The organism is Microbacterium sufflavum, assembly GCF_023101165.1.
GTDB lineage: Bacteria > Actinomycetota > Actinomycetes > Actinomycetales > Microbacteriaceae > Microbacterium > Microbacterium sufflavum.
On sequence record NZ_CP078076.1, the window covers coordinates 2,927,998 to 2,954,823 of the forward strand.

Genomic DNA, 26,826 nt, shown 5'->3' on the forward strand with positions numbered 1-26,826 from the left:
CTCACTGCCCGTCAGAGGATTCGTCCGTCTCCCGGTCGCGATACGCGCAGCCAGCGGTAGCCGTAAGCCGGCACCTCGAGCTCCACGGCTCCATCGTCGTCGAGCGTGATGCGCTGCGCCTCCAACAGGTCGACCAGCGCCGTCCCCGCGGGTTCATCCGCGAGGCGGAACCGCGTCGTGGCTGGACGCTCGGCGAAGTTATGCACCGCGATCATCCGGCCGACGTCGGCCCGCAGCGAGTGCACGAGGAGCGCGTCCACCGGCTGCTCGACCACCGCGAACTCGCCCCAGCCCAGCTCCGGTGACACCCGGTACCGCGACGTGAGCTCGCGGAGGAAGTACAGCAGCGAACCGCGGTCCTCCAGCTGCGCGGCGACGTTCACGTGCTCGGGCGCGTAGCCGTCTGCGGGTGGCTTCGACACCAGTCGGGACGGGGCGGCGTCCGAGAACCCGCCGTTCCGGTCCGCCGACCACTGCATGGGGGTGCGCACGGACTCCCGCCCGGCGATGTCGATGTTCTCCCCCATCCCGATCTCCTCCCCGTAGAACAGCACGGGGGTCCCGGGGAGCGTGAACAGCAGGCTGTACGCCATGCGGATCCGGCGGGGATCACCCTCGAGCATCGGGGGCAGACGGCGGGTGATGCCACGCCCGAACACCCGCTGCCGCTCGTCCGGGGCGAACGCCTCGAACACCTCCTGGCGCTCGGCGTCGCTCAGCTTGTCGAGCGTGAGCTCGTCGTGGTTGCGCAGGAAGTTCGCCCACTGCACCTCGGGACCCAACGCCGGCCGCGAGGAGAGCGCCTCGACGAGCGGCGCCGGATCGCGCCGCGCCAACGACAGGTACAGCGCCTGCATCGCCACGAAGTCGAACTGCATCGTGAGCTCGTCGCCGTCCGTGCCGCCGAAGTACTCGACCTGCTGGTCGTAGGGCAGGTTCACCTCGCCGAGCAGGATCGCCTCGCTCGAACGCCGCTGGAGGAAGCGGCGCATATCCCGCAGGAGTTCGTGCGGGTCGGGGATGTCGGCTCCGGCCGGGATCTCCAGGAAGAAGGGCACCGCGTCGACCCGGAACCCGGAGATGCCGAGCTGCAACCAGAAGCCGATCACCTTCGCGATCTCGTCCCGCACGCGGGGATTGGCCACGTTCAGATCCGGCTGATGCTCGTAGAAGCTGTGCTGGTACCACTGCCCCGACTTCTCGTCCTTCGTCCAGATCCCGTCGGCCTGTCCGGGGAACACCGCGTTCTTCTGGTCCTTCGGCGGTGCGTCGTCTCGCCACACGTAGTAGTCGCGGTACGGCGAGTCCACGCTGCGGATCGCGGCGCGGAACCATGGATGCCGATCGGAGGTGTGGTTGATGACCAGGTCGACGATCACGCGCATGCCACGGTCACGTGCGGTGCGGATCACCTCCACGAGGTCGCCGTGGGTGCCCAGGCGCGGATCGACGCCGTAGAAGTCGCTCACGTCGTAGCCGTCGTCGCGGTCGGGCGTGGGATAGAACGGCATGAGCCACAGGCACGTCACCCCCAACTGGGCGAGGTAGTCGATGCGCTGCGCGAGGCCCCGGAGGTCGCCCACGCCGTCGCCGCTCGTGTCGAGGAACGTCTCCACGTCGAGGCAGTAGACGACGGCGGTCTTCCACCAGAGGTCGCTCGTGTCGGTGATCTTCACAGCAGCTCCGTCATCCGGGGCAGCACCGCATCGGCCGCGGCGGCCAGAAAGCCGGACTGCTCCTGTCCGACGTGGTGGAGGTACACGCGGTCGAAGCCGATCCCGGCGAGTGCGGCGACCCGCTCCGCGAGCGCCACGGGATCGTGCTCGACCAGCACCGCCGACCGCAGCGCCTTCTCGTCGACCGCGCCCACCGCGGCGTCGAAGTCCTCCGGCTGCTCGATGTTCCACGCGAGCGGCGGCGTCAGCACCCCCTGTCGCCACTGCGTGCGGGCGAGGTCGAGCGCCTCGGCGTCGGTATCGGCCGAGCTGACGTGCACCTGCAGGACGCACGGCCCCTCTCCGCCCGCCGACCGGTACGCGTCCACCACGCGGGCGAGCGCCGCGGGCTCCTGCGCCACGGTCGCCAGGCCCTGAGCCCACGATGCCGCCCACCGCGCCGTCTCCGCGCTCACCGCGGTTGCGAGCAGGGGCGGCGGCTGCGTGGGACGGCTCCACACCCGCGCCCGATGCACGCGCACGAGCCCGTCGCGCGTGACCTCCTCGCCGTCCAGCAGCCGGCGGATCACGTCGACGCTCTCCCGCAGCCGCAGGTTGCGGACCTCCTTGCTCGGCCACGGGTCGCCCGTGACGTGCTCGTTCATCGCCTCCCCGCTGCCCAGCGCCGCCCAGAACCGCCAGGGGAACATCTCCTCCAGCGTCGCGAACGCCTGCGCCATCACCACCGGGTGATACCGCTGTCCCGGCGCGTTCACCATCCCGATCGAGAAGCTCGTGCGTGCCAGCGCCGCCGCGATCCAGCTCAGCGCGAATCCCGACTCGCCCTGCTCCGGCAGCCACGGCGCGAGATGGTCGGAGCACATCGCGCCGTCGAACCCTGCGGCTTCCGCGGCGACGACGGCGTCGAGAAGCGCGCTCGGGGGGATCTGCTCGTGTGACGCGTGGAATCCGATGAAGGCCATATCGCGAGTGTGGCAACTCCGGCCGCGCCGGGCGCCGTGCTTGACATGAACGCTCGGTGATGGCAGGAGCGTTCGTTCTCGGTCGGTGCGCCCGAGGGCGACCGTGGACCGCGTGTCGGCCACCCTCCGTAGGATGCCGCTGTGCCCACCCCCGGTCCCCTCCCCTCCCCGTGCGGCCTCTGCGGTCACCCCACGGGAGTCCGCATCGACGGGGCCCTGCATTGCGCGGCCTGCGGATGGCGCTACGGTGATGCGCCTGACCCCGACCTCCCGTTCCCCCGCATCGACGTCGTCTACTACCTCCGCTTCGACGAGCGGGTCAAGATCGGCACCAGCCGCCGGCCACGGCAGCGCCTGGCGAGCATCCGGCACCACGAGCTGCTGGCCTTCGAGCAGGGCGGGCGTGCCCTCGAGCAGCAGCGCCACCGCGAGTTCGCCGCGGAACGCGAGGGCGGAGAGTGGTTCACGCTCACCCCTCGCGTGCGCGCACACATCGCCGGGCTGCGCGACGCGGGCGAGCCGTGGCTGCTCTACGCACGCTGGCTGAGCACGGCACTCCGCGCCTGATCCCGTACCACCGCCTCGGCTCCCGCACCAGGGCCTGGTCGCCGGGCGGCGATCGCGAGAGCATGCCAGAACGGGGCGCGACCGGCGACCCGTGCACGAGAGGAGCCGACATGACCGGACGAGAGAACACCCCCGCCGACGACCTGAGCGCTCAGGACCCCCTCGCGGGCGACGGCAGCGGCGACCCGAACACCGACCGGGAGTTCCTGCAGGATCTGCCGCCCGCGCAGGTCGACACCGAGCAGGTCGCCGAGCACGCCGCGGACGACGACGAAGACGCCTGACCGCGGACGGAGGAGCCATGGGGACGCTGCGCTACTCGATCAACGTGACGCTCGACGGCTCGTGCCACCACGAGGCCGGGCTGCCGCCCGACGAGGAGTCGATGCGCTACTGGACCGCGCAGGTGCGTGAGGCCGACGCCATGCTGTTCGGCCGGGTGACGTACGAGCTCATGGAGTCCGCGTGGCGCCGCCCCGCCTCCGGCACGTGGCCGGAGTGGATGCGCCCGTGGGAGGTGCCGTTCGCCACGGCCATCGACCGCGCCCGCAAGTACGTGGTCTCGAGCGGCCTCGACGCGGTCGACTGGAACGCCGAACTGCTCCGCGGCGACCTCGTCCAGCAGGTCGCACGGCTGAAGACCGAGCACGCCCGACTGTCGGTCGGCGGCGTGACCCTCCCCGTGACCCTGGCTCAGCACGGACTCATCGACGAGTACGAGTTCGTGGTGCACCCGGTCGTCGCCGGACACGGACCGCCGCTGCTCGGCGGGCTCACGGGGCAGTTGCGCCTCGAGCTCGTGGAGCGCCGGGAGTTGCGCTCGGGCGCCGTCGTCACCCGGTACCGGCCGGCGAGCTGACCGGCGTCCCGCGCGCACGGAGACGGCGGGCGGCCGCTGTCTGGCTGACCACCCGCCGCCGTTCCGCGGGGATGTCACGCGGTCGCCGCGCGCCCCCGGACGGTCTGCGGCTGCGGCTGCGAGAACAGCACGACCACGATCACGGCCGCGCCCACGACCACGTGCGGAAGCCAGACGTTCAGGGGCTGGTCGGCGAAACCGAACAGCCACGGCGAGAGCGCCAGGAACAGGCTCGCGACAATGTCGAACACCAGGTGCACGGGCATCGGGATGAGCCCGAACGGACCCCATTCGTACTTCGTGAACAGGCTGTAGACGATGAGCCCGACGCCGAGGACGATCGGGATGACGACGGCGGCACCGCCGACACTCGCAAAGCCGAACAGCCAGGGCGCGGCGATCAGGGCGATCCCGACGACGTAGTCGAGGATTCCGTGGACCTTGGTGGGGATGAAACGCATGATTCCTCCTTGTGTGGCGCCGCTGTGCGCGACTCACCAAGGGTTCGCAGCCATCGCCCGATCGGATTGGATGTCGCGGATCGGTGCGCGCGCGTCAGGCCCGCGCCCACCCGTAGCGGGCGGCCAGGGCCGAGGCGACCCTGGCGTAGCGCTGGCGGTCGAGCGCAGCCGCCTCCCTCCGCAACCCGCGCTCGTGCACGCTGTACAACTGTTCGATGTCCACCCACGACTCGCGACCCTGGGCGTCCCAGGCGCCGGAGCCGATCGAGAGGTAGTCGCGGTCGCCGTCATGCGGACGGCTGGTCATCCGTACGGCGTACACACGGTCGTCGGACTGCCGCCCGATCACGAGCACCGGCCGGTCCTTCCCCCGCCCGTCCCCCTCCTCGTACGGCACCCACGTCCACACGACCTCGCCGGCGTCGGGGGCCCCGTCCCGTGCCGGGGCGTAGGCGACGCGGAGCGCGCGGATCCGCGCGGGGTCGATCCTGATCGTCTCGGTCCCGGCGGTCCGCCCGGCATCGAGCGTGTCCGCCTGTCGCGGTGAGCCGTGGCGGGCGGCCTGCTCCTCAGGTGTGCGCAGACGCGCGGTCGGGCGCCTCGGACCGGAGGTGGTCCGAGACGCCCGACCGGAGTTCACCGCCTTGAGCAGGATCTCCGCGAGTGTCGTCAGGATGCCGTTGGTCTTGCCCACACGGTCACCCTAACCGCGATCACGCGTCCGCGAGCGCGTAGCCCTCCTCGCCGTGGACGACCTGGTCGACGCCGGCGATCTCGTCCTCGCTCGTGATCCGGAAGCCGATCGTCTTCTGGATCGCGAAGCCGATCACGAAGGCCACCACGAAGGAGTAGATCAGCACGCCGAGCGCGGCGATCACCTGGACCGCGAGCTGACGGGCGTCGCCGCCCACGAACAGGCCGGTGCCGGTGGCGAAGAAGCCGAGGTACACGGTGCCGATGAGGCCGCCGACGAGGTGGATGCCCACGACGTCGAGCGAGTCGTCGAAGCCCAGGCGGAACTTCAGCTCGACGGCCAGCGCGCACACCACACCGGCGACCGCGCCCAGCAGCAGCGACCAGCCGGGCGTGAGGTTGGCGCAGGCCGGGGTGATCGCGACCAGACCCGCCACGGCACCCGAGGCGGCGCCGACCGAGGTCGCCTTGCCGTCCTTGATGCGCTCGATCAGGATCCAGCCGAGGATCGCCGCCGCCGTCGCACCGAGCGTGTTCAGGCCGATGAGCCCGACGCCGCCCATGTCCTCCGCGAGCCACTCGGCACCGGCGTTGAAGCCGAACCAGCCGAACCACAGCAGCGCGGCGCCCAGCAGCGTCAGCGGCACGTTGTGCGGCTTGAGGATGCCCTTCTGGAAGCCGATGCGCTTGCCGAGCACGAGCGCCAGGGCGAGAGCAGCCGCACCCGCGTTGATGTGCACCGCGGTCCCACCGGCGTAGTCGATGACGCCGATGCCGCTATCCTCCCCGAACAGCGTCGTGCCGAGGTTCATGATCCAACCGCCACCCCAGACCCAGGCCGCCACCGGGAAGTAGCCGACCGTGGCGAACACGCCAGCGAAGATCAGCCAGCTGCCGAACTTGGCGCGGTCGGCGATGGCGCCCGAGATCAGCGCGACCGTGATGATCGCGAACGTGGCGCCGTAGGCGACGCCCAGGAGCGCGACGTTCGATCCCTCGCCCGATGCCAGGTTCGAGAGGCCGAAGTCGGCGAACGGGTTGCCCGCGAACGCGGTCGGGCTGTCGACGGCGCTCATGGAGAAGCCGAAGAGAATCCACAGCACGGCGACGAGTCCGATGGAGCCGAAGCTCATCATCATCATGCTGACGACGCTCTTCGCCTTGACGAGACCGCCGTAGAAGAAGGCGACGCCGGGCGTCATGAGCAGAACGAGCGCCGTCGCGGTGATCGCCCACGAGATGTTGCCGGGAGCATCCATAAGGAAAACCTCACATCCGAAGTAATTGAGAGCTTCAGTGTGACCACGCACGGTTTCGCCCATGCGTGAGGTTTGTTTCCCCGCTGTTACAGCGTGCGCTCCGGTGTGAACATCGCGTTACGCGGCCCTTCGGGCTTACGCAGAATGCGTGAGGGCGTTGAGGCGGGAGATGGCGCGCAGGTACTTCTTGCGATATCCGCCGGCCAGCATCTCGTCGGAGAACACCGCGTCCAGGCCCAGGCCGGTCGCGACGATGGGGAGCTGCGCGTCGTACACCCGGTCGACGAACGCCACGAAGCGCAGCGCCTCGGACTGATCGGTCAGCTGGCGAACGCCGCGGAGGCCCACCAGCGCGAGGCCGTCGATGAGGCGGATGTACCGCGAGGGGTGCACCTGGGCGAGGTGCCGGATCAGGTCGTCGAACGCGTCGTCGGACGCGGGCCCCTCGGCCCCGTCGATCGCTGCCGCGTAGGCCGCATCATCCCGGACGACCGCGTGGCCGTCGATCGCCCGCTGACGGAAGTCCACGCCGTCGATGCGCAGCGTCTGGAAGCTGTCGGACATCGCGTGGATCTCGCGCAGGAAGTCCTGCGCGGCGAAGCGCCCCTCGCCCAGCGCATTCGGCGGCGTGTTCGACGTCGCGGCGAGCTTGGTCCCGGTGGGCACCAGCTCGCCCAGCAGCCGCGTCATGACCATGGTGTCGCCCGGGTCGTCGAGCTCGAACTCGTCGATGCACAGCAGATCGGCGCCCTTGAGCAGGTCGACCGTGTTCTTGTAGCCGAGGGCCCCGACGAGCGCCGTGTACTCGATGAACGACCCGAAGTACTTCCGGCGGGCGGGCATCGCGTGGTAGATCGACGCGAGCAGGTGCGTCTTGCCGACACCGAAGCCACCGTCGAGGTAGACGCCCGGCTTGAGCTCCGGCTCCTTCTTCGCCCTGCTGAACAGTCCCCCGCGCTTGACCGGGGCGCCGCGGCCCGAGAAGCGCAGCAGCGTCTGCTTCGCCTCCTCCTGCGAGGGATACGCGGGGTCGGCGCGGTAGCTGTCGAACGTGGCCTCGTCGAACTGGGGCGGCGGCACCAGGCTCGCGAGCATCTCGGGCCCGGTGACGGTGGGCGTGCGGTCGGTGAGGTGCACGGTGCCGGTGCGGGTGGTCGGGTCGGTCATCACGGTCCTGAATCAGGCGGCGGCCTGTGTCGAAGTCTTACGGATCCGGTGCCGGGGGCACGGGGAGCATCTATCGTCGAAAGAGACGGATCAACACTACGCCGTCTTACCCGACCGCTCGCCCGCTCACCCGCTACGGAGACCCCATGGCCATCGAGTTCGACTCCTCCTCCTCCAAGTTCGCCGAGTATGCCGAGCCCGGACGGCTCGTGACGACGCAGTGGCTGGCGGAGCGGCTCGGCGCTCCCGGGCTCGTCGTGGTGGAGTCGGACGAGGATGTGCTGCTCTACGAGACCGGCCACATCCCCGGTGCCGTGAAGGTCGACTGGCACACGGAGCTGAACGACCCCGTGGTCAGGGACTACGTCGACGGCGAGGGCTTCGCGGCGCTGCTGAGCCGCAAGGGCATCGCCCGCGACGACACGGTCGTGATCTACGGCGACAAGAACAACTGGTGGGCGGCGTACGCGCTGTGGGTGTTCTCGCTCTTCGGGCACGAGGACGTGCGACTGCTCGACGGAGGCCGTGACCGCTGGATCGCGGAGGGTCGCGAGCTGACCCGCGAGGTCACCGAGCGCCCGACCACCGAGTACCCGGTGGTGGAGCGCGACGACTCCGTGATCCGCGCCTACAAGGAGGACGTTCTCGCCCACCTCGGCAACCCGCTCATCGACGTCCGCTCCCCCGAGGAGTACAGCGGCGAGCGGACCACCGCCCCGGCCTACCCGGAGGAGGGCACGCTGCGCGCCGGTCACATCCCGACCGCGCAGAGCGTGCCGTGGGCCAAGGCGGTCGCGGAGGACGGCGGCTTCAAGAGCCGCGCCGAGCTCGAGGCGATCTACCGCGACGGCGCCGGGCTGAAGGACGGCGACGACGTGGTGGCCTACTGCCGGATCGGAGAGCGGTCGAGCCACACCTGGTTCGTGCTGAAGCACCTCCTCGGCTTCGAGAACGTGCGCAACTACGACGGTTCCTGGACCGAGTGGGGCAGCGCGGTGCGCGTTCCGATCGTCACCGGAGCCGAGCCCGGCACGGTCTGACCGTGGGACAATGGCGGGGATGAGCGCCACCGACCTGCCCGACACCCTCGCCGAGATCCGCGACGGGTTCCTGGAGACTCCCGAGGCCGACCGTCTCCTGCTGCTCCTCGAGTTCGCCGACGAGCTGCCTCCCGTCTCGGAGGAGGTCGCGAACCACCCCGAGATGTGCGAGCGCGTCGCCGAGTGCCAGTCGCCCGTGTACATCTACGTCGAGGTGAACGACGACATCGTGACGATGCACGCGACCGCACCGGAGGAGGCGCCGACCACGCGCGGCTTCGCGAGCATCCTCGTGCAGGGCATCACGGGCCTCACGTCCGACCAGGTGCTGGCGATCCCCGAGGACTACCCGCAGTCGATCGGGCTCACGAGAGCGGTGTCGCCGCTGCGCATCGGCGGGATGACGGGAATGCTCATGCGCGCCAAGAACCAGGTCAGGCAGAAGCGCTGAGACTCTGGTCCGCCAGCCACGACGTGATCGCGGTGCTCCAGCCCCGCTCATCGTAGTTCCACAGCTTCGTGTGGCGGGCGACGGTGAACCGCGGCATGGTGACCAGATCGGGTCGCGCCTCCTGCAACGCCCGTGACGCGTCGACGGGCACGAAGCCGTCGTCGTCGCTGTGCAGGATCAGGATCGGTGCGGCGAGCTCGTCGGCGCGCGCGACCATGTCCAGCCGGTCGAACAGGATCGGCTCGTCGGCGCCGCTCAACCGCGCCGTGAGCGGCAGCTGCAGGGCGCTCATCGCCAGGTCGGGCAGCGGGGGCCGGACGCGGAGGAGCTTCGCCTGGAAGCGCAGCACCGTGCGCCAGTCGACCACCGGGGACTCGAGGATGACACCGGCGATCCGGTGCCGGTTGCCCGAGCTCACCGAGGCCTGCAGCGACACCGCGCCGCCCATGGACCAGCCCATCAGCACGACACGCTCGGCGCCGTGGCGCAGCGCGTAGGCGATGGCGGCGTCGACATCGCGCCACTCGGACGCCCCGAGGGCGTAGGCGCCGGCCCGCGTGCGCGGTGCCTCGCCGTCGTTGCGGTACGACACCACGAGGTTCGGCAGCCCGGCGGCGTGCAGCACGGGCACCGCGCGGAGGCACTCCGACCTGGTCGTGCCGCGGCCGTGCACCTGGATCACCCAGGTGGACGACGACGCCGGGAAGAACCAGGCGGGGCACGGCCCGGCGGGCGAGCCGATCAGCACGTTCTCCCACCGCAGGTGCAGCTCGCTGGGAGAGGTGTAGTAGGAACCGCTGAAGGAGGCGCCGCGGTCGACGCTGGCGCCCGGCTCGATCTTGGTGAGCAGCTTGCGACGCACCGTCGTGCTGTCCGCGCTCAGCACGGCCCCCAGCTTCACGTAGCCGTAGGTCCCCGTGGTGAAGAGCCCGTAGCGCCCCGGCAGCTCGGTGTCGAGAGTGCGACCGAGCTCGATGGTCTGCGCACCGGTGTCGATCGCGAGGATCTCCGTGTCTGGCACCTTGCGCATCGGGGTGACCACGCGTCGCGCGACGGCGAGCACCAGGAATCCGGCGGCGGCTCCCAGCGCGAGGAGCGCGGGGACAATGAACTGGGCGGCGTGCCTGAGACTCTTCATCGCCTTCCGACTCTAGCCTGTTGCCGTGACCGCACATCCCGAGGCCGGGACGCCCTTCGACAGCGCCGTCGCCGAACTGCGTGAGACCGCGTTCCGCGATGACATCACGGTGCGCGAGATCCCGACGCCGCAGGGCCTCGCCCCGTTCGCGATCGCGCTCTCCGCCGATGTGCGGCCCGGCGAGGACGGCGACTCCGTGTACGGCACCGGCCGGTTCATCCTGCTCCACGATCCCGACGAGCCCGATGCCTGGGGCGGCGCCTGGCGCATCGTGATCTTCGCGCAGGCGCCGCTGGAGACGGAGATCGGCACCGACCCGCTGCTGGCCGACGTGACGTGGTCGTGGCTGGTGGACGCGCTCGACTCGCGCGGCGCGGTCTATCGCGCGCCGTCGGGCACCTCGACCAAGACGCTGTCCAAGGGTTTCGGCGGCCTGGCCGACGAGGGCGACGGGGCACAGATAGAATTGCGGGCGTCCTGGACACCGGATGGCCCCTTCCGACCGCACGTCGAAGCGTGGGCCGAGCTGGTCGGCATGCTGGCGGGACTTCCGCCGGGCTCCGAGGGCATCGCCGTGATCGGCGCGCGAAAGGCTGTACGTGACTGAATACTCCGTGATCTCCGACACCGAGGAGTTCCTGGCGGCGTGCGCGGCGCTCGTGGCGGGCTCCGGCCCCGTGGCGGTCGACGTCGAGCGGGCGTCCGGTTTCCGCTACTCACAGCGGGCCTACCTGGTGCAGGTGTTCCGTCGCGACAGCGGCGTCTTCCTGTTCGATCCTCCGGCGATCGGTGACATGGGCGCACTGCAGACCGCGATCGGCGATGTGGAGTGGGTGCTGCACGCCGCGAGTCAGGACCTGCCGTCGCTGCGGGAGCTGCACCTCGAGCCGCGCACGATCTTCGACACGGAGCTGGCGGCGCGGCTGCTCGGTCACGACCGCGTCGGGCTCGCGGCGGTGGTGGAGGACACGCTGGGCATCACGCTGAAGAAGGAGCACTCGGCGGCAGACTGGTCGACCCGTCCGCTCCCCGCCGCCTGGCTCGAGTACGCCGCGCTCGACGTGCTGCACCTGGTGGACGTGCGCGACGCCCTGGTCGCCGAGCTCGAGGAGCAGGGCAAGACCGACTTCGCCGCCCAGGAGTTCGCGGCCACGCTGGCGCGCACGCCCAAGGCCCCGCGCGAAGATCCGTGGCGGCGCCTCAGCGGGTTGCACCAGGTGCGCGGCGCCCGTAACCTCGCCGTCGCCCGCGCCCTGTGGGAGGCGCGGGAGATGTACGCGCAGCAGCAGGACATCTCCCCCGGCCGGCTCGTCCCCGACCGCTCGCTCGTGGCGGCCGTGCTCGCCAACCCCGCGTCGAAGCAGGCGCTGGCCGGCATCAAGGAGTTCCAGGGTCGCGCGAGCCGCACCCAGCTCGACCGCTGGTGGCAGGCCATCGTCGACGGTCGCGCGGCCGAGCAGCTGCCGCGCGAGCGCGTCCCCAGCGACACCCTTCCCCCGCCGCGCGCCTGGTCCGACCGGAACCCCGAGGCGGACGCACGGTTGAAGGCCGCACGACCCGCGGTCGAGGCGGTGGCGGAGGAGCTGGGCATGCCCACCGAGAATCTCCTCACGCCCGACTACCTGCGCCGCGTGTGCTGGGACTCCCCCGGCACCACCGCGGCGGAGATCGGCGACGCCCTCGCCGCGCTCGGTGCGCGTCCCTGGCAGATTGAACAGACCGCACAGAAGATCGCGGACGCCTTTGTAGAGGCGGCGCAAGCGCCCGACACCACCTCCCCGACCGCTTCGTAGGTTCGATCCAACCGATTCCTCCCGGTTTTCACGGCTTCCTAGACTGAGGTCAACCCCAAGAAACCTGGAGGCAGAGTGGCCGAGATCTCGGACGTCTTCTTCGTCGATGGCGTGCGCACCCCGTTCGGGCGCGCCGGCGAAAAAGGCATGTACTGGAACACCCGCGCGGATGACCTCGCCGTCAAGGCGACCATCGGGCTGATGGAGCGCAACGCCGCCGTGCCGGCCGACCGCATCGACGATGTCGCCATCGCGGCGACCAGCCAGACCGGTGACCAGGGGCTCACGCTCGGCCGGTCCGTCGCGATCCTGGCCGGTCTCCCCCAGACGGTGCCCGGACTCGCGGTGGAGCGCATGTGCGCGGGCGCGATGACCAGCGTCACCACGATGGGCGCGTCGATCGGCGTCGGCATGTACGACCTCGCCCTCGCGGGTGGCGTCGAGCACATGGGCCACCACCCGATCGGCTCCAACGCCGACCCCAACCCGCGCTTCGTCGCCGAGAAGATGGTCGACCCTGGCGCGCTCAACATGGGTGTCACGGCGGAGCGCATCTTCGACCGGTTCCCGCACCTCACCAAGGAGCGCTCCGACCGCTTCGGCATGCTGAGCCAGCACAAGGTGCAGGCGGCGTACGACGCCGGCAAGATCCAGCCCGACCTGGTTCCCGTCGCGATCAAGGGCGCCGACGGCGCATGGGGTCTGGCCACCGAGGACGAGGGCCGTCGCCCGCAGACCACGATGGAGGACCTCGCCGGGCTCAAGACGCCGTTCCGTCCGCACGGACGCGTCACGGCGGGCACGTCCTCGCCGTTGACCGACGGCGCGACCATGTCGCTGCTCGCCGGTGGGGGTGCGGTGAAGGAGCTCGGTCTCGCGCCGAAGATGCGCATGGTGTCGTTCGCCTTCGCGGGCGTGCAGCCGGAGATCATGGGCATCGGCCCGATCCCGTCCACGGAGAAGGCGCTCAAGAAGGCCGGACTCGACATCTCCGACATCGGGCTGTTCGAGCTGAATGAGGCGTTCGCGATCCAGGTGATCTCGCTCCTCGACCACTTCGGCATCGCCGACGACGACCCCCGCGTCAACCAGTGGGGCGGGGCGATCGCGCTCGGACACCCCCTCGCGGCCTCCGGCGTCCGACTGATGATCCAGCTCGCCGCACAGTTCGCCGAGCGTCCCGACGTCCGCTACGGCCTGACCGCGATGTGCGTCGGCCTCGGTCAGGGCGGCTCGGTCATCTGGGAGAACCCGCACTACGACGGAAAGAAGAAGAAGTGAGCTACGACGACGTCGACTTCTCGCCCATCCAGGCGCTGACGGAGGGCGAGGTGATCACGCACTCCCCCGTGCGCGACATCCGCCTCCCCTCCGGCAAGGTCCTCGCCCTCATCACCCTCGACAACGGCCGCGACCACACGCGCCCGAACACGCTCGGGCCGGCCACGCTCACCGAGCTCGGCGAGACGCTGGACGCGCTGAAGGCACGGGCGGCGTCCGGGGAGATCCAGGCCGTCGGCATCACGGGCAAGCAGTACATCCTGGCCGCCGGCGCCGACCTGTCCGACATCAGCAAGGTCGGCTCGCGCGACAACGCCCGCCTCATCGCGCAGCTCGGGCACCGGGTGCTCGGCAAGCTCGGTGAGCTCGGCGTGCCGTCGTTCGCGTTCGTGAACGGTCTGGCGCTCGGTGGAGGGCTGGAGATCGCGCTGAACTCCAGCTACCGCACCGTCGACGCCTCGGCCGCCGCCGTGGCGCTCCCCGAGGTGTTCCTCGGCATCATCCCCGGCTGGGGCGGCGCCTACCTGCTGCCGAACCTCATCGGCATCGAGAACGCGCTCGAGGTCGTCATCTCGAACCCGCTCAAGCAGAACCGCATGCTGAAGCCGCAGCAGGCGTTCGACCTGGGCATCTTCGACGCGATCTTCCCCGCCGCGAACTACCTCGAGAACTCGCTGACCTGGGCCGACGCGGTCCTCGGCGGCAAGAAGGTGGAGCGCAAGAACGAGCCGGGCAAGATCGAGCGGCTCACCAAGTGGCCGATCGCGATCAAGATGGCGCGCGGCATGCTCGAGTCGAAGATCGGCACCGTGCCGAAGTCGCCGTACGCGGCGCTCGACCTGCTCGACAAGGCCAAGAGCGGCACCAAGGCCGAGGGCTTCGCCCGCGAGGACGAGGCACTGGCCGAGCTCGTGACCGGCGATCAGTTCGCCGCCTCGATGTACGCCTTCGATCTCGTGCAGAAGCGGGCCAAGCGCCCGGTCGGCGCGCCCGACAAGGCGCTCGCGAAGAAGGTCACCAAGGTCGGCATCATCGGCGCCGGACTCATGGCGAGCCAGTTCGCGCTGCTCTTCGTGCGCAAGCTCCAGGTCCCCGTCCTCATCACCGACCTCGATCAGGCGCGGGTCGACAAGGGCGTGGCGTACATCCACGACGAGATCGGGAAGCTGGAGGGCAAGGGGCGCCTCGACGCCGACACCGCCAACAAGCTGCGCGCGCTGGTCACGGGCACGACCGACAAGAGCCTGTACGCCGACTGCGACTTCGTGATCGAGGCGGTCTTCGAAGAGGTCGGCGTCAAGCAGCAGGTCTTCGGCGAGATCGAGAAGATCGTGGCGGAGGACACCATCCTCGCCACGAACACCTCCTCGCTCTCGGTCCAGGAGATCGGCGCGACGCTCGCTCACCCGGAGCGCCTGGTCGGGTTCCACTTCTTCAACCCGGTCGCCGTCATGCCGCTGATCGAGATCGTCAAGACGCCGAGCACCTCCGAGGCCGCGCTGTCCACGGCGTTCGTGGTCGCGAAGAACCTGGGCAAGAACGCGGTCCTGACCGCCGACGCACCCGGCTTCGTGGTGAACCGTCTGCTGGCCAAGGTCATGGGCGAGGCTGCGCGCGCGGTCTACGAGGGCACCCCGATCGCCGAGGTGGAGAAGGCGTTCGCGCCGCTCGGCCTGCCGATGGGGCCGTTCCAGCTGATCGACCTGGTCGGATGGAAGGTCGCCGCCCACGTGCAGGACACGATGGTGCACGCCTTCCCCGACCGGTTCTACGCGAACGAGAACTTCCACGCCCTCGCCGCGCTCGACCAGGTCGTGGAGAAGGACAAGGGCGGCCGGGTGGTCGGCTGGAGCAAGCAGGCCGAGAAGGTCATCAAGCCCGCACTCGGCAAGAGTCCGGCCTCTGCGGCGACCATCCTGCAGCGCGTGCAGGATGGCCTGGCGACGGAGATCAAGCTGATGCTGGACGAGGGCGTCGTGCCCGAGGTGGAGGACATCGACCTGTGCCTCATCCTCGGCGCAGGCTGGCCGTTCATCGACGGCGGCGCCTCGCCCTACCTCGACCGCGAGGGCGCTTCGGAACGCACCTTCGGCGGCTCGTTCCACACGCCGCAGATCCGCGGCATCGAGAACCGCTGATCAGTCCGACGACGGGGGCCGTGCCGAGCGCGCGGCCCCCGTCGTCGCGTCCTGGGCAGGGCGCTCGTCGGGCTCCCCGCGGCGCGGCCAGTGCGACATCGCCCGTTCCGCCAGGGCGGTGATGGTGAGCGACGGGTTGACACCGGGGTTCGCGGGGACTGCAGCACCGTCCACGACGTGCAGCCCGGGATGACCCCAGACGCGGTGGTACTCGTCCACGACGCCGGTCTCGGGGGCCGAGGAGATGACCGCCCCGCCGAGGAAGTGCGCCGTCAGCGGGATACCGAACACCTCCGGCCACGACCCGCGCGCCTCGGCACGGATCCCGCTCTCCTGCTCGAGCCGCGCCGCGATCGCCTGCGCCGCGCGGTGTGCCTCCGGCAGGTGACTCGGGTTCGGCGCACCGTGCCCCTGCGCGCTGGTCAGACGCCAGCGCCCGAACCGCCGCCGCAGCGACAGCGTGAGGGAGTTGTCGGCGGTCTGCATGACGAGGGCGATGATCCCGCGCTCGCTCCACCGCCGGAGCGACCCGAGCCGGACCGCGGTGACCGGTGCGCGGAGGATTCCCCGCACGAGCGCTGCCAGGCGTCCGGGCAGCGACCTCTCCCCCGGCACGAGCACGGTGGCCAGAGCTCCCATCAGGTTCGACCCCGGACCGTAGCGGACGTTCTCGACGTGGGTGCGCTCGTCCACGTGGAAGGACGTCGTGATCGCCACACCCCGCGCGAGCTGAAGCTGCTCCGGAACGCGCACGGCCACGGCGCCGTCGAGCGCCTCGGAGTTCGTGCGGGTCAGGCGCCCCACGGCGTCGGGTATCCGAGGGAGCGCGCCGGTGTGCTTCATCCGGTGCAGCAGCTGCTGCGTGCCCCAGGTGCCGGCGGCGAGCACGACCTCCCGCGCCGTCACGGTGCGGGCCCGGCGCCGCAGCCAGGCCCCGCTGCGCACGGTCGTGATCGCGAAGCCGCCCGTCGCCAGCTCCCGCACCTCGGTGACCGTGCGAAGGGGCTCGATCGCGACCCCGCGTCGCTCCGCCAGCGCGAGGTAGTTCTTCACCAGGGTGTTCTTCGCACCGACGCGGCACCCCACCATGCAGTTGCCGCAGAGCGTGCACCCCGTGCGGTCGGGACCCTCCCCGCCGAAGTACGGATCGGGCACGCGGCGCCCCGGCTCGCCGAACCACACCCCGACGGGTGCCCGGCGGAAGCTCTCCCCCACGCCGAGGTCGTCCGCGGCGCCCGCCATGATCCGTTCGACCGGCCCGCTGTGCGGATACGCATCGACCACGCCGAGCATGCGCTTCGCGGTGGCGTAGTGCGGAGCGAGCGCCGCCCGCCAGTCACGGATCGAGCCCCACTGCGGGTCGGCGAAGAACGCGGGGCCCGGCTCGTAGAGCGTGTTGGCGTAGTTGAGCGAGCCTCCGCCCACACCGGCTCCCGCGAGGATCATGACGTGCGGGAGGCGGTGGATGCGCTGCACGCCGAAGCACCCGAGCGCGGGCGCCCACAGGTACCGGCGCACGTTCCAGCTCGTCTTCGCGAAGTCGTCGTCGGCGAAGCGCCGCCCGGCCTCGAACACGCGGACACGGTAGCCCTTCTCGCTCAGCCGCAGCGCCGCGACCGAGCCGCCGAAACCCGACCCCACGACCACGACGTCCTCATCGAACACGGGCGTCTCCCTCGCTCGGTGGGGTCATCATCGTCAGCGCACCCGTCCGCACGGAGATGGTGCAGACGTCCTCGCCCAGGCGCTCGCCGTCGGCGTACACCACGAGTCCGGGCGCGGCGACCGTGACACGGCGCGCTGCCGTGTGCTGCACCTCGGGGCGGGCCAGGTGGGCCCCGCGCAGCAGGAGGGGGAACAGCCGCACCAGTCGGGCGCGGCCGAGCGGTGCCACGCGGACGACGTCGAGCCGCCCGTCGTCGGGCAGGGCGCCGACGCACACCGGCATGCCTCCGCCGTAGCTGGCCGTGTTCCCGATGGCCACCAGAGTCCCCCGGGCGGTGATCGGCCGTTCGTCGTCGACCGTGACGGTGAAGTCGAGCGGCCGCAGCCGGACGAGCTCGATGAGCAGGGCCAGGTAGTACCGGAGGGCGCCGGAGGGCCAGCGCAGACGGTTGGTGCGGTCGCTCACCCTCGCGTCGAAGCCCAACGCCACGACCGTGAGGAAGGCGGCACGACCCGCGCGCGTCTCGACCTCACCCACGTCGATCGCCCGGGGCGTGCCGGTGAGGGCGAGTTCGACGGCTGCGGCGGCGTCGTGTCGCGGCAGGCCGAGCGCGCGGGCGAGGTCGTTGCCCGTCCCCGCGGGCACCAGGGTGATCGGGACGGCGGCGGCGCACACGACATCGAGGATCCCCGACAGCGTGCCGTCCCCGCCGACCACCACGAGCCCGTCCGGCCCGCCCACGAGGGCTTCAGACGCCAGCGCCGTCGTGTCCGCCGCCGAGTCCCCGACGTAGAGTCTGACGCTCGCGCCGCGCTGTCGAAGGTGTGCCACCGCGAGCTCGGTCAGACGGCGGCCTCGCCCCTTGCCCGCGCGGGGGTTCGACAGCACCGCGATGTGGCCCACGTCAGTCCCCCGCCGGGAGGGCAGCGGGGATCACGGCGCCCGGGTTCAGGAGCGCCTGCGGGTCGAGCTCGCGCTTGATCGCTGCGAGGATCCGCATCCCGGCCGGCCCGAGCTCCCGCGCCAGCCAGGGCGCGTGATCCCGTCCGACCGCGTGATGGTGGCTGATGGTGCCCCCGTGCGCGAGGATCGCGTCGTTCACGCGTGCCTTGACGGTCGTCCACACCGGGAGCGGATCGCTGCGGATCCCGGCCAGGACGGTGAAGTACAGCGACGCCCCCGTGGGGTACACGTGCGAGACGTGGCACATCACGGTCGACCGGGCCCCCGCGTCGCGGAAGCCCTCGCGCAGGGCGGTCTCGACCGCGGCCTTCAGCGTCGCGAGCCCCGTCCAGGTGGTGGCGGTCTCGAGGGTCTCGCAGAACACACCGGCGTCGAGCAGGGAGTCGCGCAGGTAGGGCCCGTCGAATCGGCCGGCCGCCCACTCCTCCGCATCCCCTGCGCCCGACGACGTCCCGCCCGCCGCGCGCAGCAGCGCGGTCGTCCGGGCGCGCCGCGCGTCGATGTCATCGCCCTCGTACACGGTCACGACGCTGGCGCCGCGCGCGATCGCCTTCCCGATCCGGCCGACCTGCGCGAGACCGACGGCGGTCTCGGCCTCGTCGGACAGACGGATCACGGTGGGACCCCTGCCGTGCTGCGCGACGCGGCGGAGTCCGTCGACCCCGTGCGCGAAGTCGGGGAACGACCATGACTCGAACACCCGCTCGGCCGGCACGGGGTGCACGCGCACGCGGACCTCGGTGATGACGCCGAAGATGCCCTCCGACCCCAGGAACAGCCGGATCAGGTCGGGTCCCGCGGCGGATCCGGGAGCCCGGCCGACCTCGAGGTCGCCCGTCGGTGTCGCGACCCGGAGCCCGGTGACCATGGTGTCGAAGCGTCCGTACCCTGCGGAGTTCTGGCCCGACGAACGCGCGGCCGCGAAGCCGCCGATGGTCGCATAGCGGAAGCTCTGCGGGTAGTGTCCCAGCTCGAGCCCGTGCGCTGCCAGCTGCGCCTCGGCGTCGGGGCCGGTCGTCCCGGCCGCGAACACCGCCTCGCCGCTGAGCGCATCGACGCGCAGCAGGCCGCGCAGGCGGCGCAGATCCAGGCTGATCACGGCGCGGTGCGGCCCGCGCTCCGGATCGAGCGCGCCGACCACGCTCGTGCCCCCGCCGTAGGGGATCACCGCGATGTCGCGCTCCCCGGCCACGGCGAGGCATGCCATGACCTGAGCGTGGTCGGCGGGGAGCACGACCCCGTCCGGCACGCGTTGCTCGTGCTCGCGGCGCCGCAGCAGGTCCGGGGTGGAGCGCCCGCCGGCGTGACGGATCCTCGCCTCGTCCGCGTGGTCCACTCCGTCGACGCCGACGACGGCCGCGAACGCCGCCCGGTCGTCGTCGGTGAGCGCGCTCGGTCGGACGCGCACCTCCGCGAGCGACGGCGGCGGCGCAGGGCGACGCACTCGCCCCAGCAGCAGCGGGATCAGGGCTCGCACGGCGCGCGGAAGCTCCTTCGCCTTCGCCGGATCACCCCAGCCGTTCCACCGCATGGGCTCCTGTTCGGCGGCCCTGCCGATCTCGTCCTGCATGCGTTACAGTGTGACACATCATGGAAGAACGTCAACCTGTCGGAGTCCCACCCGTGTGGGAACCGACGCAGACGCGGGTCCTCGACGCGGCCGACGAGCTCATCGTGCGCACCGGCATCCACGGGGTCACGATCGCCGCGCTCGCGCGCCGCTCCGGACTCAGCCGTCCGACGATCTACCGCACCTGGAGCGATGCCGACGACGTGGTGCGCGCCGCTCTGCTGCGGCGCGTCGGCACCCTCATCGGACGCTTCTCCGCGGTCGCGGACACCCGAGCCGCCCTGGTCGACGACATCCTGACGTTCACGGCCCTGTTCCGCGCCGACGACGTCTACGCCCGGCTGCTCGACGAGGAGCCGGAGGCCTTCACGCGCTACACGCTGCAGCGCGTCGGGTCGAGCCAACGGCTCATCCTCGGCTGGCTCGCCGCGGCCATCGGACGGGGCCAGAGGCACGGGTCCGTGCGGGCCGGAGCGCCCGAGGAGATCGCCGTGATGCTGCTCCTGATCGCCCAGTCGGCCGTGCTGTCGCACGCGACCGTGGCCGACCTGATCGACGAGGACGCATGGGAGCGCGAGCTCCGCGCCGCCGTGGACGGGCACCTGCGACCGTGACCGACCCCGCCACCGCCCTTCACGCCGCCCGCCGCCGACGCGATCTCGCCGCGGGAGCGGAGGAGACCTGCGACGTGCTGGTGGTCGGCGGAGGCATCACCGGTGTCGGTGCGGCTCTCGACGCCGCCTCACGCGGACTCCGCGTCACACTGATCGAGGCCGAAGACCTCGCGTTCGGCACGAGCCGCTTCAGCTCGAAGCTCGTACACGGCGGACTGCGCTATCTCGCCACCGGGGATGTCGCCACCGCGAACGAGAGTGCGCTCGAACGACACCTGCTGATGACGGTGATCGCGCCGCACCTCATCCGTCCGCTGCCGCAGCTGCTGCCGTTCGCCGCAGGGGTGACGCTCCGCCAGCGCTCCGCCGGTTCGATGGGCATGGCCATGGGCGACGCGCTGCGACTGCGCGCCAGGACGCCGCGTCGGGTGCTGCCACCGCCGCGACTGGTGGGGCCGCGCGAGGCCCAGCGGCTGTTCCCCGCTCTGCGTCGCCGTGACCTGCGCGGCGGCGTGCTCGGCTTCGACGGGCAACTGGTCGATGACGCCGCGCTCGTGGTCGCTGTCGCACGGACGGCGGCGGGGCGGGGCGCGCGCATCCTCACACGGGTGCGGGCCGAGGAGCTGCACGACGGTGGAGCGACCGTCGTCGACACGCTCACGGGCGAGCGGCTCGAGCTGCGCGCCCGGGCCGTCGTGAACGCCACCGGCGTCTGGGCGGGAACGCTCGACGACAGCATCCGCGTGCGCCCGAGCCGCGGCACGCACCTCGTGCTCGACGCGGACGACCTGGGCCGCCCGACCGCGGCGTTGACCGTTCCCCGGGAGGGCTCGATCAGCCGCTACGTGTTCGCGCTGCCGCAGCGCCACGGGCGGGTGATCGTGGGGCTGACCGACGAGGACGCCCCCGGGCCGGTCCCGCGCGTCGCCGCGCCCACCGAGCCCGAGATCGCGTCGCTGCTCGCCACGCTGAACCGACTGCTGGCGACCCCCCTCACGCGAGACCACGTCCGCGGGGCGTTCGCCGGACTGCGGCCCCTGGTGGACAATGGTGCCGCGTCCTCCGCGGACGTGTCCCGGCGGCACCTGGTGCACATCTCCCCCGGCGGGTTCGTGTCGGTGCTCGGCGGGAAGCTCACGACCTACCGTCGGATGGCCGAGGACGCGGTCGACCTCGCCCTGCGTCACCGCGGGATCGACGCACCGCCCAGCAGCACCGCGGCTCTGCGGCTCGTGGAGGACACGGGCGCGCGGTGGGGTGCACCGGACGACACGTCGGATCCGCCCGCACTCTCACGCGCCGCGGTCGAGTTCGCCGTGCGGTGCGAGGGCGCTCTGACCGCGGACGACGTCCTGGAACGACGCAGCCGCCTCGCGCTGGTCGCCGCCGACGCGGAGCGCGCACGACCGACCGTCGAGCGCATCGTCGCGGAGACCCTCGCCGATCTGGACTGATCCCGCCGCGGGCCCCGGATCAGTGGCGCTCGTGCAGCGGGAGGTCGATCGTACCGGTCTCCCCCGCGTGGCGCGCCTTGGGGATGCGCGTCCCGAGCACCTGCGCCACCACGTCCTGGGCGATCTTCGACGCGGTGAGCCCCGCATCCGCGAGGATCTGGTCGCGCGACGCGTGGTCGAGGAACTCGTCGGGCAGCCCCAGCTCGTCCACGGCGGTGTCGATCCCGGCCTCGCGCAGGACCTGGCGCACGCGCGTGCCGATGCCGCCGACGCGGATGCCGTCCTCCAGGGTGATGACCAGGCGATGACGAGCGGCGTGCTCGACGACCGACGGCTGCACCGGGATCGCCCACCGCGGGTCGAGCACCGTCGCACCGATGCCCTGCGCGCGGAGGCGGTCCGCCACATCGAGGGCGAGCTCGGCGAACGGGCCGATCGCGACGATGAGCACGTCCTCGCTCTCCCCCCTGGCCAGCACGTCGACGCCGTCAGCGAGGCGCTCGATCGCCGGGAGGTCGGACGCGACCTCCCCCTTCGGGAACCGGATCACGGTGGGCGCGTCCTCGACGGCGACCGCCTCGTCCAGCGCCTCGGTGAGTCGCACGCCGTCGCGCGGCGCGGCGATGCGGATGTGCGGCACGATCTGCAGCATCGCGAGGTCCCACATGCCGTGATGGCTCGGACCGTCGGGACCGGTGACCCCGGCCCGGTCGAGCACGAAGGTGACGCCGGCACGGTGCAGCGCGACGTCCATGAGCACCTGATCGAAGGCGCGGCCCATGAAGGTCGCGTACACCGCGACCACCGGGTGCAGTCCGCCGTAGGCGAGTCCGGCCGCCGAGGCCACGGCGTGCTGCTCGGCGATGCCCACGTCGTAGACCCGATCCGGGAAGCGCTCGGCGAAGGGGGCCAGGCCGGTCGGCCGCAGCATCGCCGCGGTGATCGCGATCACGTCGGAGCGCCGTTCGCCCACGTCGACCAGCGCGTCGGAGAACACGTCGGTCCATCCGCGCCCGCCGGAGGACAGCGTCTCCCCGGTCGTGGGGTCGATGCGCCCGACCGCGTGGAACTGATCGGCGTCGTCGTCGCGCGCGGGCTGGTACCCGCGCCCCTTCTCGGTGATGGCGTGCACGATGACGGGCGCGCCGTACGACTTCGCGAGCTCCAGGGTCTCCAGCAGGGCCGGGAGGTCGTGGCCGTCCACCGGGCCGAGGTACTTGATGTCGAGGTTCGAGTAGAGGGCCTCGTTGTTCGTGAAGCGGGAGAGGAAGCCGTGCGTGCCACCCCGCACCCCACGGAACACGGCCCTGCCGACGGGGCCGAACGCGCGGAACAGACGGTCCGACTTGTGGTGGAGGTCCTTGTACGCGGCCGCCGTGCGGACCCGGTTCAGGTACCGCGACATCCCGCCGATCGTGGGTGCGTAGGAGCGGCCGTTGTCGTTGACGACGATCACCAGGTTGCGGTCGTTGTCGTCGGAGATGTTGTTCAGCGCCTCCCAGGTCATGCCGCCGGTGAGCGCACCGTCGCCCACGACCGCGACCACATGCCGGTCGGCGCGTCCGGTCGCGGTGAGGGCGCGGGACACGCCGTCTGCCCAGCTCAGCGAGCTCGAGGCGTGGGAGGACTCGACCACGTCGTGCGGACTCTCGCCGCGCTGCGGGTAGCCGGCCAGACCGCCGCGCACGCGCAGTCCGGAGAAGTCCTGGCGCCCTGTGAGCAGTTTGTGCACGTAGGACTGATGCCCGGTGTCGAAGATGAAGGGGTCGTCGGGAGACGAGAACACGCGGTGGAGGGCGATGGTGAGCTCCACGACGCCGAGGTTCGGCCCCAGGTGACCCCCGGTACGCGAAACGTTCTCGACGAGGAACGTGCGGATCTCGGAGGCGAGTTCTTCCAGTTGCTCTGGCGACAGGCGGTCCAGGTCGCGGGGTCCAGAGATGCTCGGAAGAATGGGCATCTGCGCCTCCTCACAGGCTTCGACAGAGACGCCCGTCACGGGTGCGAGCGCCTACCGATCCTACCTCGCGGAGTCGGAGAAGCTGCCGAGGACGACGCCCCCTTGACACGGCGAAGGGGCCCGTGTCCGTAGACCCGGGCCCCTCCGTGAGACGCGTCAGACGAGCGAGCGCAGCACGTACTGCAGGATGCCGCCGTTGCGGTAGTAGTCCGCCTCACCGGGGGTGTCGATGCGGACGACCGCGTCGAACTCGATCGGCTGCTTGCCCTCGGGCGAGTGCTCGCTCGGGGTGGCGGTGACCTTGACCGTCTTCGGGGTGACGCCGTTGTTGAGCTCCTCGAGGCCCGTGATCGAGACGATCTCGGTACCGTCGAGGCCCAGCGACTCCCAGCTCTCGCCGGCCGGGAACTGCAGCGGGACGACGCCCATGCCGATGAGGTTGGAGCGGTGGATGCGCTCGAAGCTCTCCGTGATCACGGCCTTGACGCCCAGCAGGCTCGTGCCCTTGGCCGCCCAGTCGCGCGACGAGCCGGAGCCGTACTCCTTGCCGCCGAACACGACGAGCGGGGTGCCCTGCTCGGCGTAGTTCATGCACGCGTCGTAGATGTACGACTGCGGACCGCCCGGCTGGGTGAAGTCGCGCGTGAACCCGCCCTCGACGACCTGGCCGTCGTTGACGGCCGAGACCATGAGGTTCTTCAGGCGGATGTTCGCGAACGTGCCGCGGATCATCACCTCGTGGTTGCCTCGGCGCGAGCCGAAGGAGTTGAAGTCCTTGCGGTCCACGCCGTGCTCGGTGAGGTACTGCGCCGCCGGGGTGCCCGGCTTGATGTTGCCGGCGGGCGAGATGTGGTCGGTCGTGACCGAGTCGCCCAGGGTCGCCATGACGCGCGCGCCCTGGATGTCCTGCACCGGGGTGAGCTCCATCGTCATGCCGTCGAAGTACGGCGCCTTGCGCACGTAGGTCGAGTTCTCGTCCCACTGGAACGTGTCGTCGTCGGGCGTCGGCAGGTTGCGCCAGCGCTCGTCGCCGTCGAACACCGTGGCGTACTGCTTGATGAACTGGTCGCGCGAGATCGACGAGTCGACGATCTCCTGCACCTCCTCCGGCGACGGCCAGATGTCCTTGAGGTACACGTCGTTGCCGTCGGCGTCCTGACCCAGCGCGTCGGTGTCGAAGTCGAAGTGCATCGATCCGGCGAGGGCGTACGCGATGACCAGCGGCGGGCTGGCCAGGTAGTTCATCTTCACGTCGGGGCTGATCCGGCCCTCGAAGTTGCGGTTGCCGGAGAGGACGGCCGTCACGGCGAGGTCGTGCGAGTTGATCGCCTCCGACACCTCCTCGATCAGCGGGCCGGAGTTTCCGATGCAGATCGTGCAGCCGTAGCCGACGGTGTAGAAGCCGAGGCCCTCGAGATCCTTGTCGAGGCCGGACTTCTCGTAGTAGTCGGTGACGACCTTCGATCCGGGGCCGAGCGTCGTCTTGACCCAGGGCTTCTGCTTCAGGCCCTTCTCGCGCGCCTTGCGTGCGAGCAGACCGGCCGCGATCATGACCGACGGGTTCGACGTGTTCGTGCACGACGTGATGGCGGCGAGGGTCACAGCGCCGTTGTCGAGGATGTACTTCTCGCCGTCCGGGGTGGTGACCGGCACCGGGTTGGAGGCGTTGACCGGGGCGCCGCTGCTGATGTGCACCGGACGCGTGGTCGGCTCCTCCTCGCCGGGGACCTGCCCGGGGTCGGACGCGGGGAACGAGTGCTTCGACTCGAGGTCGACGATGTCCTCGCTGGTCGAGGGCGAGGCGTAGGCCAGGATGTCCTGCTCGAACTGCGACTTGGCCTCGGACAGCAGGATGCGGTCCTGCGGACGCTTCGGGCCGGCGATCGACGGGACGACCGTGCCGAGGTCCAGCTCGAGGTACTCGCTGAACACGGGCTCGCGCGACGCGTCGTGCCAGAGCTGCTGCTCCTTGGCGTACGCCTCGACGAGCGCGACGGCTTCCTCGCTGCGGCCGGTGAGGCGCAGGTAGTCGAGCGTGACGTCGTCGATCGGGAAGATCGCGGCGGTGGAGCCGAACTCCGGCGACATGTTGCCGATCGTGGCGCGGTTCGCGAGCGGCACCGAGGCGACGCCCTCGCCGTAGAACTCGACGAACTTGCCGACCACGCCGTGCTTGCGCAGCATGTCGGTGATGGTGAGCACGACGTCGGTCGCGGTCACACCGGCGGGGATCTCGCCCGAGAGCTTGAAGCCCACGACGCGCGGGATGAGCATCGACACGGGCTGGCCGAGCATCGCGGCCTCGGCCTCGATGCCGCCGACGCCCCAGCCGAGCACGCCGAGACCGTTCACCATCGTGGTGTGCGAATCGGTGCCGACGCAGGTGTCGGGGTACGCGCGCAGCACGCCGCCGACCTCGCGGTCGTAGATGACCTTGGCCAGGTGCTCGATGTTCACCTGGTGGACGATGCCGGTGCCGGGCGGGACGACCTTGAAGTCGCTGAACGCCGTCTGGCCCCAGCGCAGGAACTGGTACCGCTCGCCGTTGCGCTCGTACTCGATCTCGACGTTGCGCTCGAGCGCGTTCTCGGTCCCGAAGAGGTCGGCGATGACGGAGTGGTCGATCACCATCTCGGCGGGCGAGAGCGGGTTGATCTTGTTGGCGTCGCCGCCGAGCGCCGTGACTGCCTCGCGCATCGTGGCGAGGTCAACGATGCAGGGCACGCCGGTGAAGTCCTGCATGACCACGCGCGCCGGCGTGAACTGGATCTCGGTGTTCGGCTCGGCGGTGGCATCCCACGAGCCGAGCGCCTCGATCTGCGCCTTCGTCACGTTCGCGCCATCCTCGGTGCGAAGCAGGTTCTCCAGCAGGACCTTGAGGCTGAAGGGAAGCTTGTCGAAACCGGGCACCGTGTCGATGCGGAAGATCTCGTAGTCGGTGCTGCCGACCGTCAGGGTGCTCTTTGCACCGAAGCTGTTCACCGTGGACACGAATCCGTCTCCTTCTATTCGGATGGGAGCGACAGGCGCCTCCATCTTGCTCGCCCGCGCACCCCGGCGGCTAGGAAGGCGGACCTAACCAGTCTGCTCCCCGCGACACGTGGGCGAAAGCCT

At 70.8% G+C, this 26,826-nt stretch carries 23 protein-coding genes; 11 read left to right on the forward strand and 12 right to left on the reverse strand.

The window, feature by feature from the left end:
* Positions 1-11: 11 nt before the first annotated feature.
* Positions 12-1,676 (reverse strand): alpha-amylase family protein, encoded by a 1,665-nt coding sequence (locus KV394_RS14245; RefSeq protein WP_247981727.1) that lies wholly within the window; start codon positions 1,674-1,676, stop codon positions 12-14.
* Positions 1,673-2,638: a TIGR03885 family FMN-dependent LLM class oxidoreductase gene (locus KV394_RS14250; RefSeq protein WP_247981728.1), complete on the reverse strand. Its 966-nt coding sequence runs from the start codon at positions 2,636-2,638 to the stop codon at positions 1,673-1,675. Before KV394_RS14250 ends, KV394_RS14245 begins: the two co-directional genes overlap by 4 nt.
* Before the next feature lie 141 nt (positions 2,639-2,779).
* Between KV394_RS14250 and KV394_RS14255 the strand changes: the two genes are divergently transcribed.
* The 3 genes from KV394_RS14255 (at position 2,780) to KV394_RS14265 (ending at position 4,064) form a co-directional block, all read left to right on the forward strand.
* Positions 2,780-3,205 (forward strand): GIY-YIG nuclease family protein, encoded by a 426-nt coding sequence (locus KV394_RS14255; protein WP_136033078.1) that lies wholly within the window; start codon positions 2,780-2,782, stop codon positions 3,203-3,205.
* 110 nt (positions 3,206-3,315) lie between these two features.
* Complete coding sequence (locus KV394_RS14260; protein WP_168387310.1) at positions 3,316-3,489, forward strand: hypothetical protein; 174 nt, start codon at positions 3,316-3,318, stop codon at positions 3,487-3,489.
* A 17-nt stretch (positions 3,490-3,506) separates the two neighbouring features.
* Complete coding sequence (locus KV394_RS14265; RefSeq protein WP_136045998.1) at positions 3,507-4,064, forward strand: dihydrofolate reductase family protein; 558 nt, start codon at positions 3,507-3,509, stop codon at positions 4,062-4,064.
* 74 nt (positions 4,065-4,138) lie between these two features.
* Here KV394_RS14265 and KV394_RS14270 read toward each other — a convergent pair whose 3' ends face one another.
* The 4 genes from KV394_RS14270 to zapE all read right to left on the reverse strand — a co-directional run bounded on the left by KV394_RS14270 (position 4,139) and on the right by zapE (position 7,644).
* Positions 4,139-4,525 carry an SPW repeat domain-containing protein gene (locus KV394_RS14270; protein ID WP_136045997.1) on the reverse strand — a complete coding sequence of 129 codons (387 nt, stop codon included), beginning with the start codon at positions 4,523-4,525 and terminating at the stop codon, positions 4,139-4,141.
* 94 nt (positions 4,526-4,619) lie between these two features.
* Complete coding sequence (locus tag KV394_RS14275) at positions 4,620-5,219, reverse strand: type II toxin-antitoxin system PemK/MazF family toxin (protein ID WP_136033073.1); 600 nt, start codon at positions 5,217-5,219, stop codon at positions 4,620-4,622.
* 19 nt (positions 5,220-5,238) lie between these two features.
* Positions 5,239-6,477, reverse strand: coding sequence for an ammonium transporter (locus KV394_RS14280; protein ID WP_136033071.1), 1,239 nt, complete (start codon positions 6,475-6,477; stop codon positions 5,239-5,241).
* 135 nt (positions 6,478-6,612) lie between these two features.
* Positions 6,613-7,644: a cell division protein ZapE gene (zapE, locus tag KV394_RS14285; RefSeq protein WP_136045995.1), complete on the reverse strand. Its 1,032-nt coding sequence runs from the start codon at positions 7,642-7,644 to the stop codon at positions 6,613-6,615.
* A gap of 146 nt (positions 7,645-7,790) precedes the next feature.
* On the opposite strand from zapE, the gene KV394_RS14290 reads away from it, so the two are divergent.
* Both KV394_RS14290 and KV394_RS14295 read left to right on the forward strand, forming a co-directional pair.
* Positions 7,791-8,684 (forward strand): sulfurtransferase, encoded by an 894-nt coding sequence (locus KV394_RS14290; RefSeq protein WP_247638821.1) that lies wholly within the window; start codon positions 7,791-7,793, stop codon positions 8,682-8,684.
* A gap of 19 nt (positions 8,685-8,703) precedes the next feature.
* Positions 8,704-9,135 carry a SufE family protein gene (locus KV394_RS14295; RefSeq protein ID WP_136033064.1) on the forward strand — a complete coding sequence of 144 codons (432 nt, stop codon included), beginning with the start codon at positions 8,704-8,706 and terminating at the stop codon, positions 9,133-9,135.
* On the opposite strand, the gene KV394_RS14300 is transcribed toward KV394_RS14295, so the two are convergent.
* Positions 9,119-10,273, reverse strand: coding sequence for an alpha/beta hydrolase family protein (locus KV394_RS14300; RefSeq protein ID WP_247981729.1), 1,155 nt, complete (start codon positions 10,271-10,273; stop codon positions 9,119-9,121). The two genes, KV394_RS14295 and KV394_RS14300, sit on opposite strands and share 17 nt — an antisense overlap.
* Positions 10,274-10,298: 25 nt before the next feature.
* Between KV394_RS14300 and KV394_RS14305 the strand changes: the two genes are divergently transcribed.
* The 4 genes from KV394_RS14305 (at position 10,299) to KV394_RS14320 (ending at position 15,485) form a co-directional block, all read left to right on the forward strand.
* The gene (locus KV394_RS14305; RefSeq protein ID WP_136033060.1) at positions 10,299-10,880 is read left to right on the forward strand and encodes a DUF3000 domain-containing protein; all 582 of its coding nucleotides are present in this window, start codon (positions 10,299-10,301) and stop codon (positions 10,878-10,880) included.
* Complete coding sequence (locus KV394_RS14310; RefSeq protein WP_136033058.1) at positions 10,873-12,066, forward strand: ribonuclease D; 1,194 nt, start codon at positions 10,873-10,875, stop codon at positions 12,064-12,066. Before KV394_RS14305 ends, KV394_RS14310 begins: the two co-directional genes overlap by 8 nt.
* Before the next feature lie 75 nt (positions 12,067-12,141).
* The gene (locus KV394_RS14315; protein WP_136036104.1) at positions 12,142-13,347 is read left to right on the forward strand and encodes a thiolase family protein; all 1,206 of its coding nucleotides are present in this window, start codon (positions 12,142-12,144) and stop codon (positions 13,345-13,347) included.
* Positions 13,344-15,485 (forward strand): 3-hydroxyacyl-CoA dehydrogenase NAD-binding domain-containing protein, encoded by a 2,142-nt coding sequence (locus KV394_RS14320; RefSeq protein ID WP_247981730.1) that lies wholly within the window; start codon positions 13,344-13,346, stop codon positions 15,483-15,485. The genes KV394_RS14315 and KV394_RS14320 overlap by 4 nt, the downstream gene beginning before the upstream one ends.
* Here KV394_RS14320 and KV394_RS14325 read toward each other — a convergent pair whose 3' ends face one another.
* The 3 genes from KV394_RS14325 to KV394_RS14335 are packed head-to-tail and all read right to left on the reverse strand — an operon-like array spanning position 15,486 to position 19,684.
* Positions 15,486-17,150, reverse strand: coding sequence for a GMC oxidoreductase (locus KV394_RS14325; RefSeq protein ID WP_247981731.1), 1,665 nt, complete (start codon positions 17,148-17,150; stop codon positions 15,486-15,488).
* Positions 17,140-18,054: a diacylglycerol/lipid kinase family protein gene (locus KV394_RS14330; protein ID WP_247981732.1), complete on the reverse strand. Its 915-nt coding sequence runs from the start codon at positions 18,052-18,054 to the stop codon at positions 17,140-17,142. The genes KV394_RS14325 and KV394_RS14330 overlap by 11 nt, the downstream gene beginning before the upstream one ends.
* Before the next feature lies 1 nt (position 18,055).
* Complete coding sequence (locus KV394_RS14335) at positions 18,056-19,684, reverse strand: FAD-binding oxidoreductase (RefSeq protein WP_247981733.1); 1,629 nt, start codon at positions 19,682-19,684, stop codon at positions 18,056-18,058.
* 53 nt (positions 19,685-19,737) lie between these two features.
* On the opposite strand from KV394_RS14335, the gene KV394_RS14340 reads away from it, so the two are divergent.
* Both KV394_RS14340 and KV394_RS14345 read left to right on the forward strand, forming a co-directional pair.
* Positions 19,738-20,298, forward strand: a complete 561-nt coding sequence (locus tag KV394_RS14340; protein WP_247638827.1) for a TetR/AcrR family transcriptional regulator — start codon at positions 19,738-19,740, stop codon at positions 20,296-20,298.
* Entirely contained in the window at positions 20,295-21,752 is a 1,458-nt protein-coding gene (locus tag KV394_RS14345; RefSeq protein WP_247981734.1) for a glycerol-3-phosphate dehydrogenase/oxidase, read from the forward strand. The genes KV394_RS14340 and KV394_RS14345 overlap by 4 nt, the downstream gene beginning before the upstream one ends.
* A gap of 19 nt (positions 21,753-21,771) precedes the next feature.
* Here KV394_RS14345 and dxs read toward each other — a convergent pair whose 3' ends face one another.
* Both dxs and KV394_RS14355 read right to left on the reverse strand, forming a co-directional pair.
* Positions 21,772-23,712, reverse strand: coding sequence for a 1-deoxy-D-xylulose-5-phosphate synthase (dxs, locus tag KV394_RS14350; RefSeq protein ID WP_247981735.1), 1,941 nt, complete (start codon positions 23,710-23,712; stop codon positions 21,772-21,774).
* Positions 23,713-23,868: 156 nt separating this feature from the next.
* Complete coding sequence (locus KV394_RS14355; protein ID WP_407665447.1) at positions 23,869-26,703, reverse strand: aconitate hydratase; 2,835 nt, start codon at positions 26,701-26,703, stop codon at positions 23,869-23,871.
* Positions 26,704-26,826: the final 123 nt, after the last annotated feature.

What these genes read in the sequence shown, in the direction of transcription:
- KV394_RS14250 (WP_247981728.1), bottom strand. Translation starts at nt 2,638, where the DNA reads ATGGCCTTCATCGGATTCCACGCGTCACACGAGCAGATCCCCCCGAGC.
- KV394_RS14260 (WP_168387310.1), top strand. Translation starts at nt 3,316, where the DNA reads ATGACCGGACGAGAGAACACCCCCGCCGACGACCTGAGCGCTCAGGAC.
- KV394_RS14265 (WP_136045998.1), top strand. Translation starts at nt 3,507, where the DNA reads ATGGGGACGCTGCGCTACTCGATCAACGTGACGCTCGACGGCTCGTGC.
- KV394_RS14270 (WP_136045997.1), bottom strand. Translation starts at nt 4,525, where the DNA reads ATGCGTTTCATCCCCACCAAGGTCCACGGAATCCTCGACTACGTCGTC.
- KV394_RS14280 (WP_136033071.1), bottom strand. Translation starts at nt 6,477, where the DNA reads ATGGATGCTCCCGGCAACATCTCGTGGGCGATCACCGCGACGGCGCTC.
- zapE (WP_136045995.1), bottom strand. Translation starts at nt 7,644, where the DNA reads ATGACCGACCCGACCACCCGCACCGGCACCGTGCACCTCACCGACCGC.
- KV394_RS14290 (WP_247638821.1), top strand. Translation starts at nt 7,791, where the DNA reads ATGGCCATCGAGTTCGACTCCTCCTCCTCCAAGTTCGCCGAGTATGCC.
- KV394_RS14295 (WP_136033064.1), top strand. Translation starts at nt 8,704, where the DNA reads ATGAGCGCCACCGACCTGCCCGACACCCTCGCCGAGATCCGCGACGGG.
- KV394_RS14300 (WP_247981729.1), bottom strand. Translation starts at nt 10,273, where the DNA reads ATGAAGAGTCTCAGGCACGCCGCCCAGTTCATTGTCCCCGCGCTCCTC.
- KV394_RS14335 (WP_247981733.1), bottom strand. Translation starts at nt 19,684, where the DNA reads ATGCAGGACGAGATCGGCAGGGCCGCCGAACAGGAGCCCATGCGGTGG.
- dxs (WP_247981735.1), bottom strand. Translation starts at nt 23,712, where the DNA reads ATGCCCATTCTTCCGAGCATCTCTGGACCCCGCGACCTGGACCGCCTG.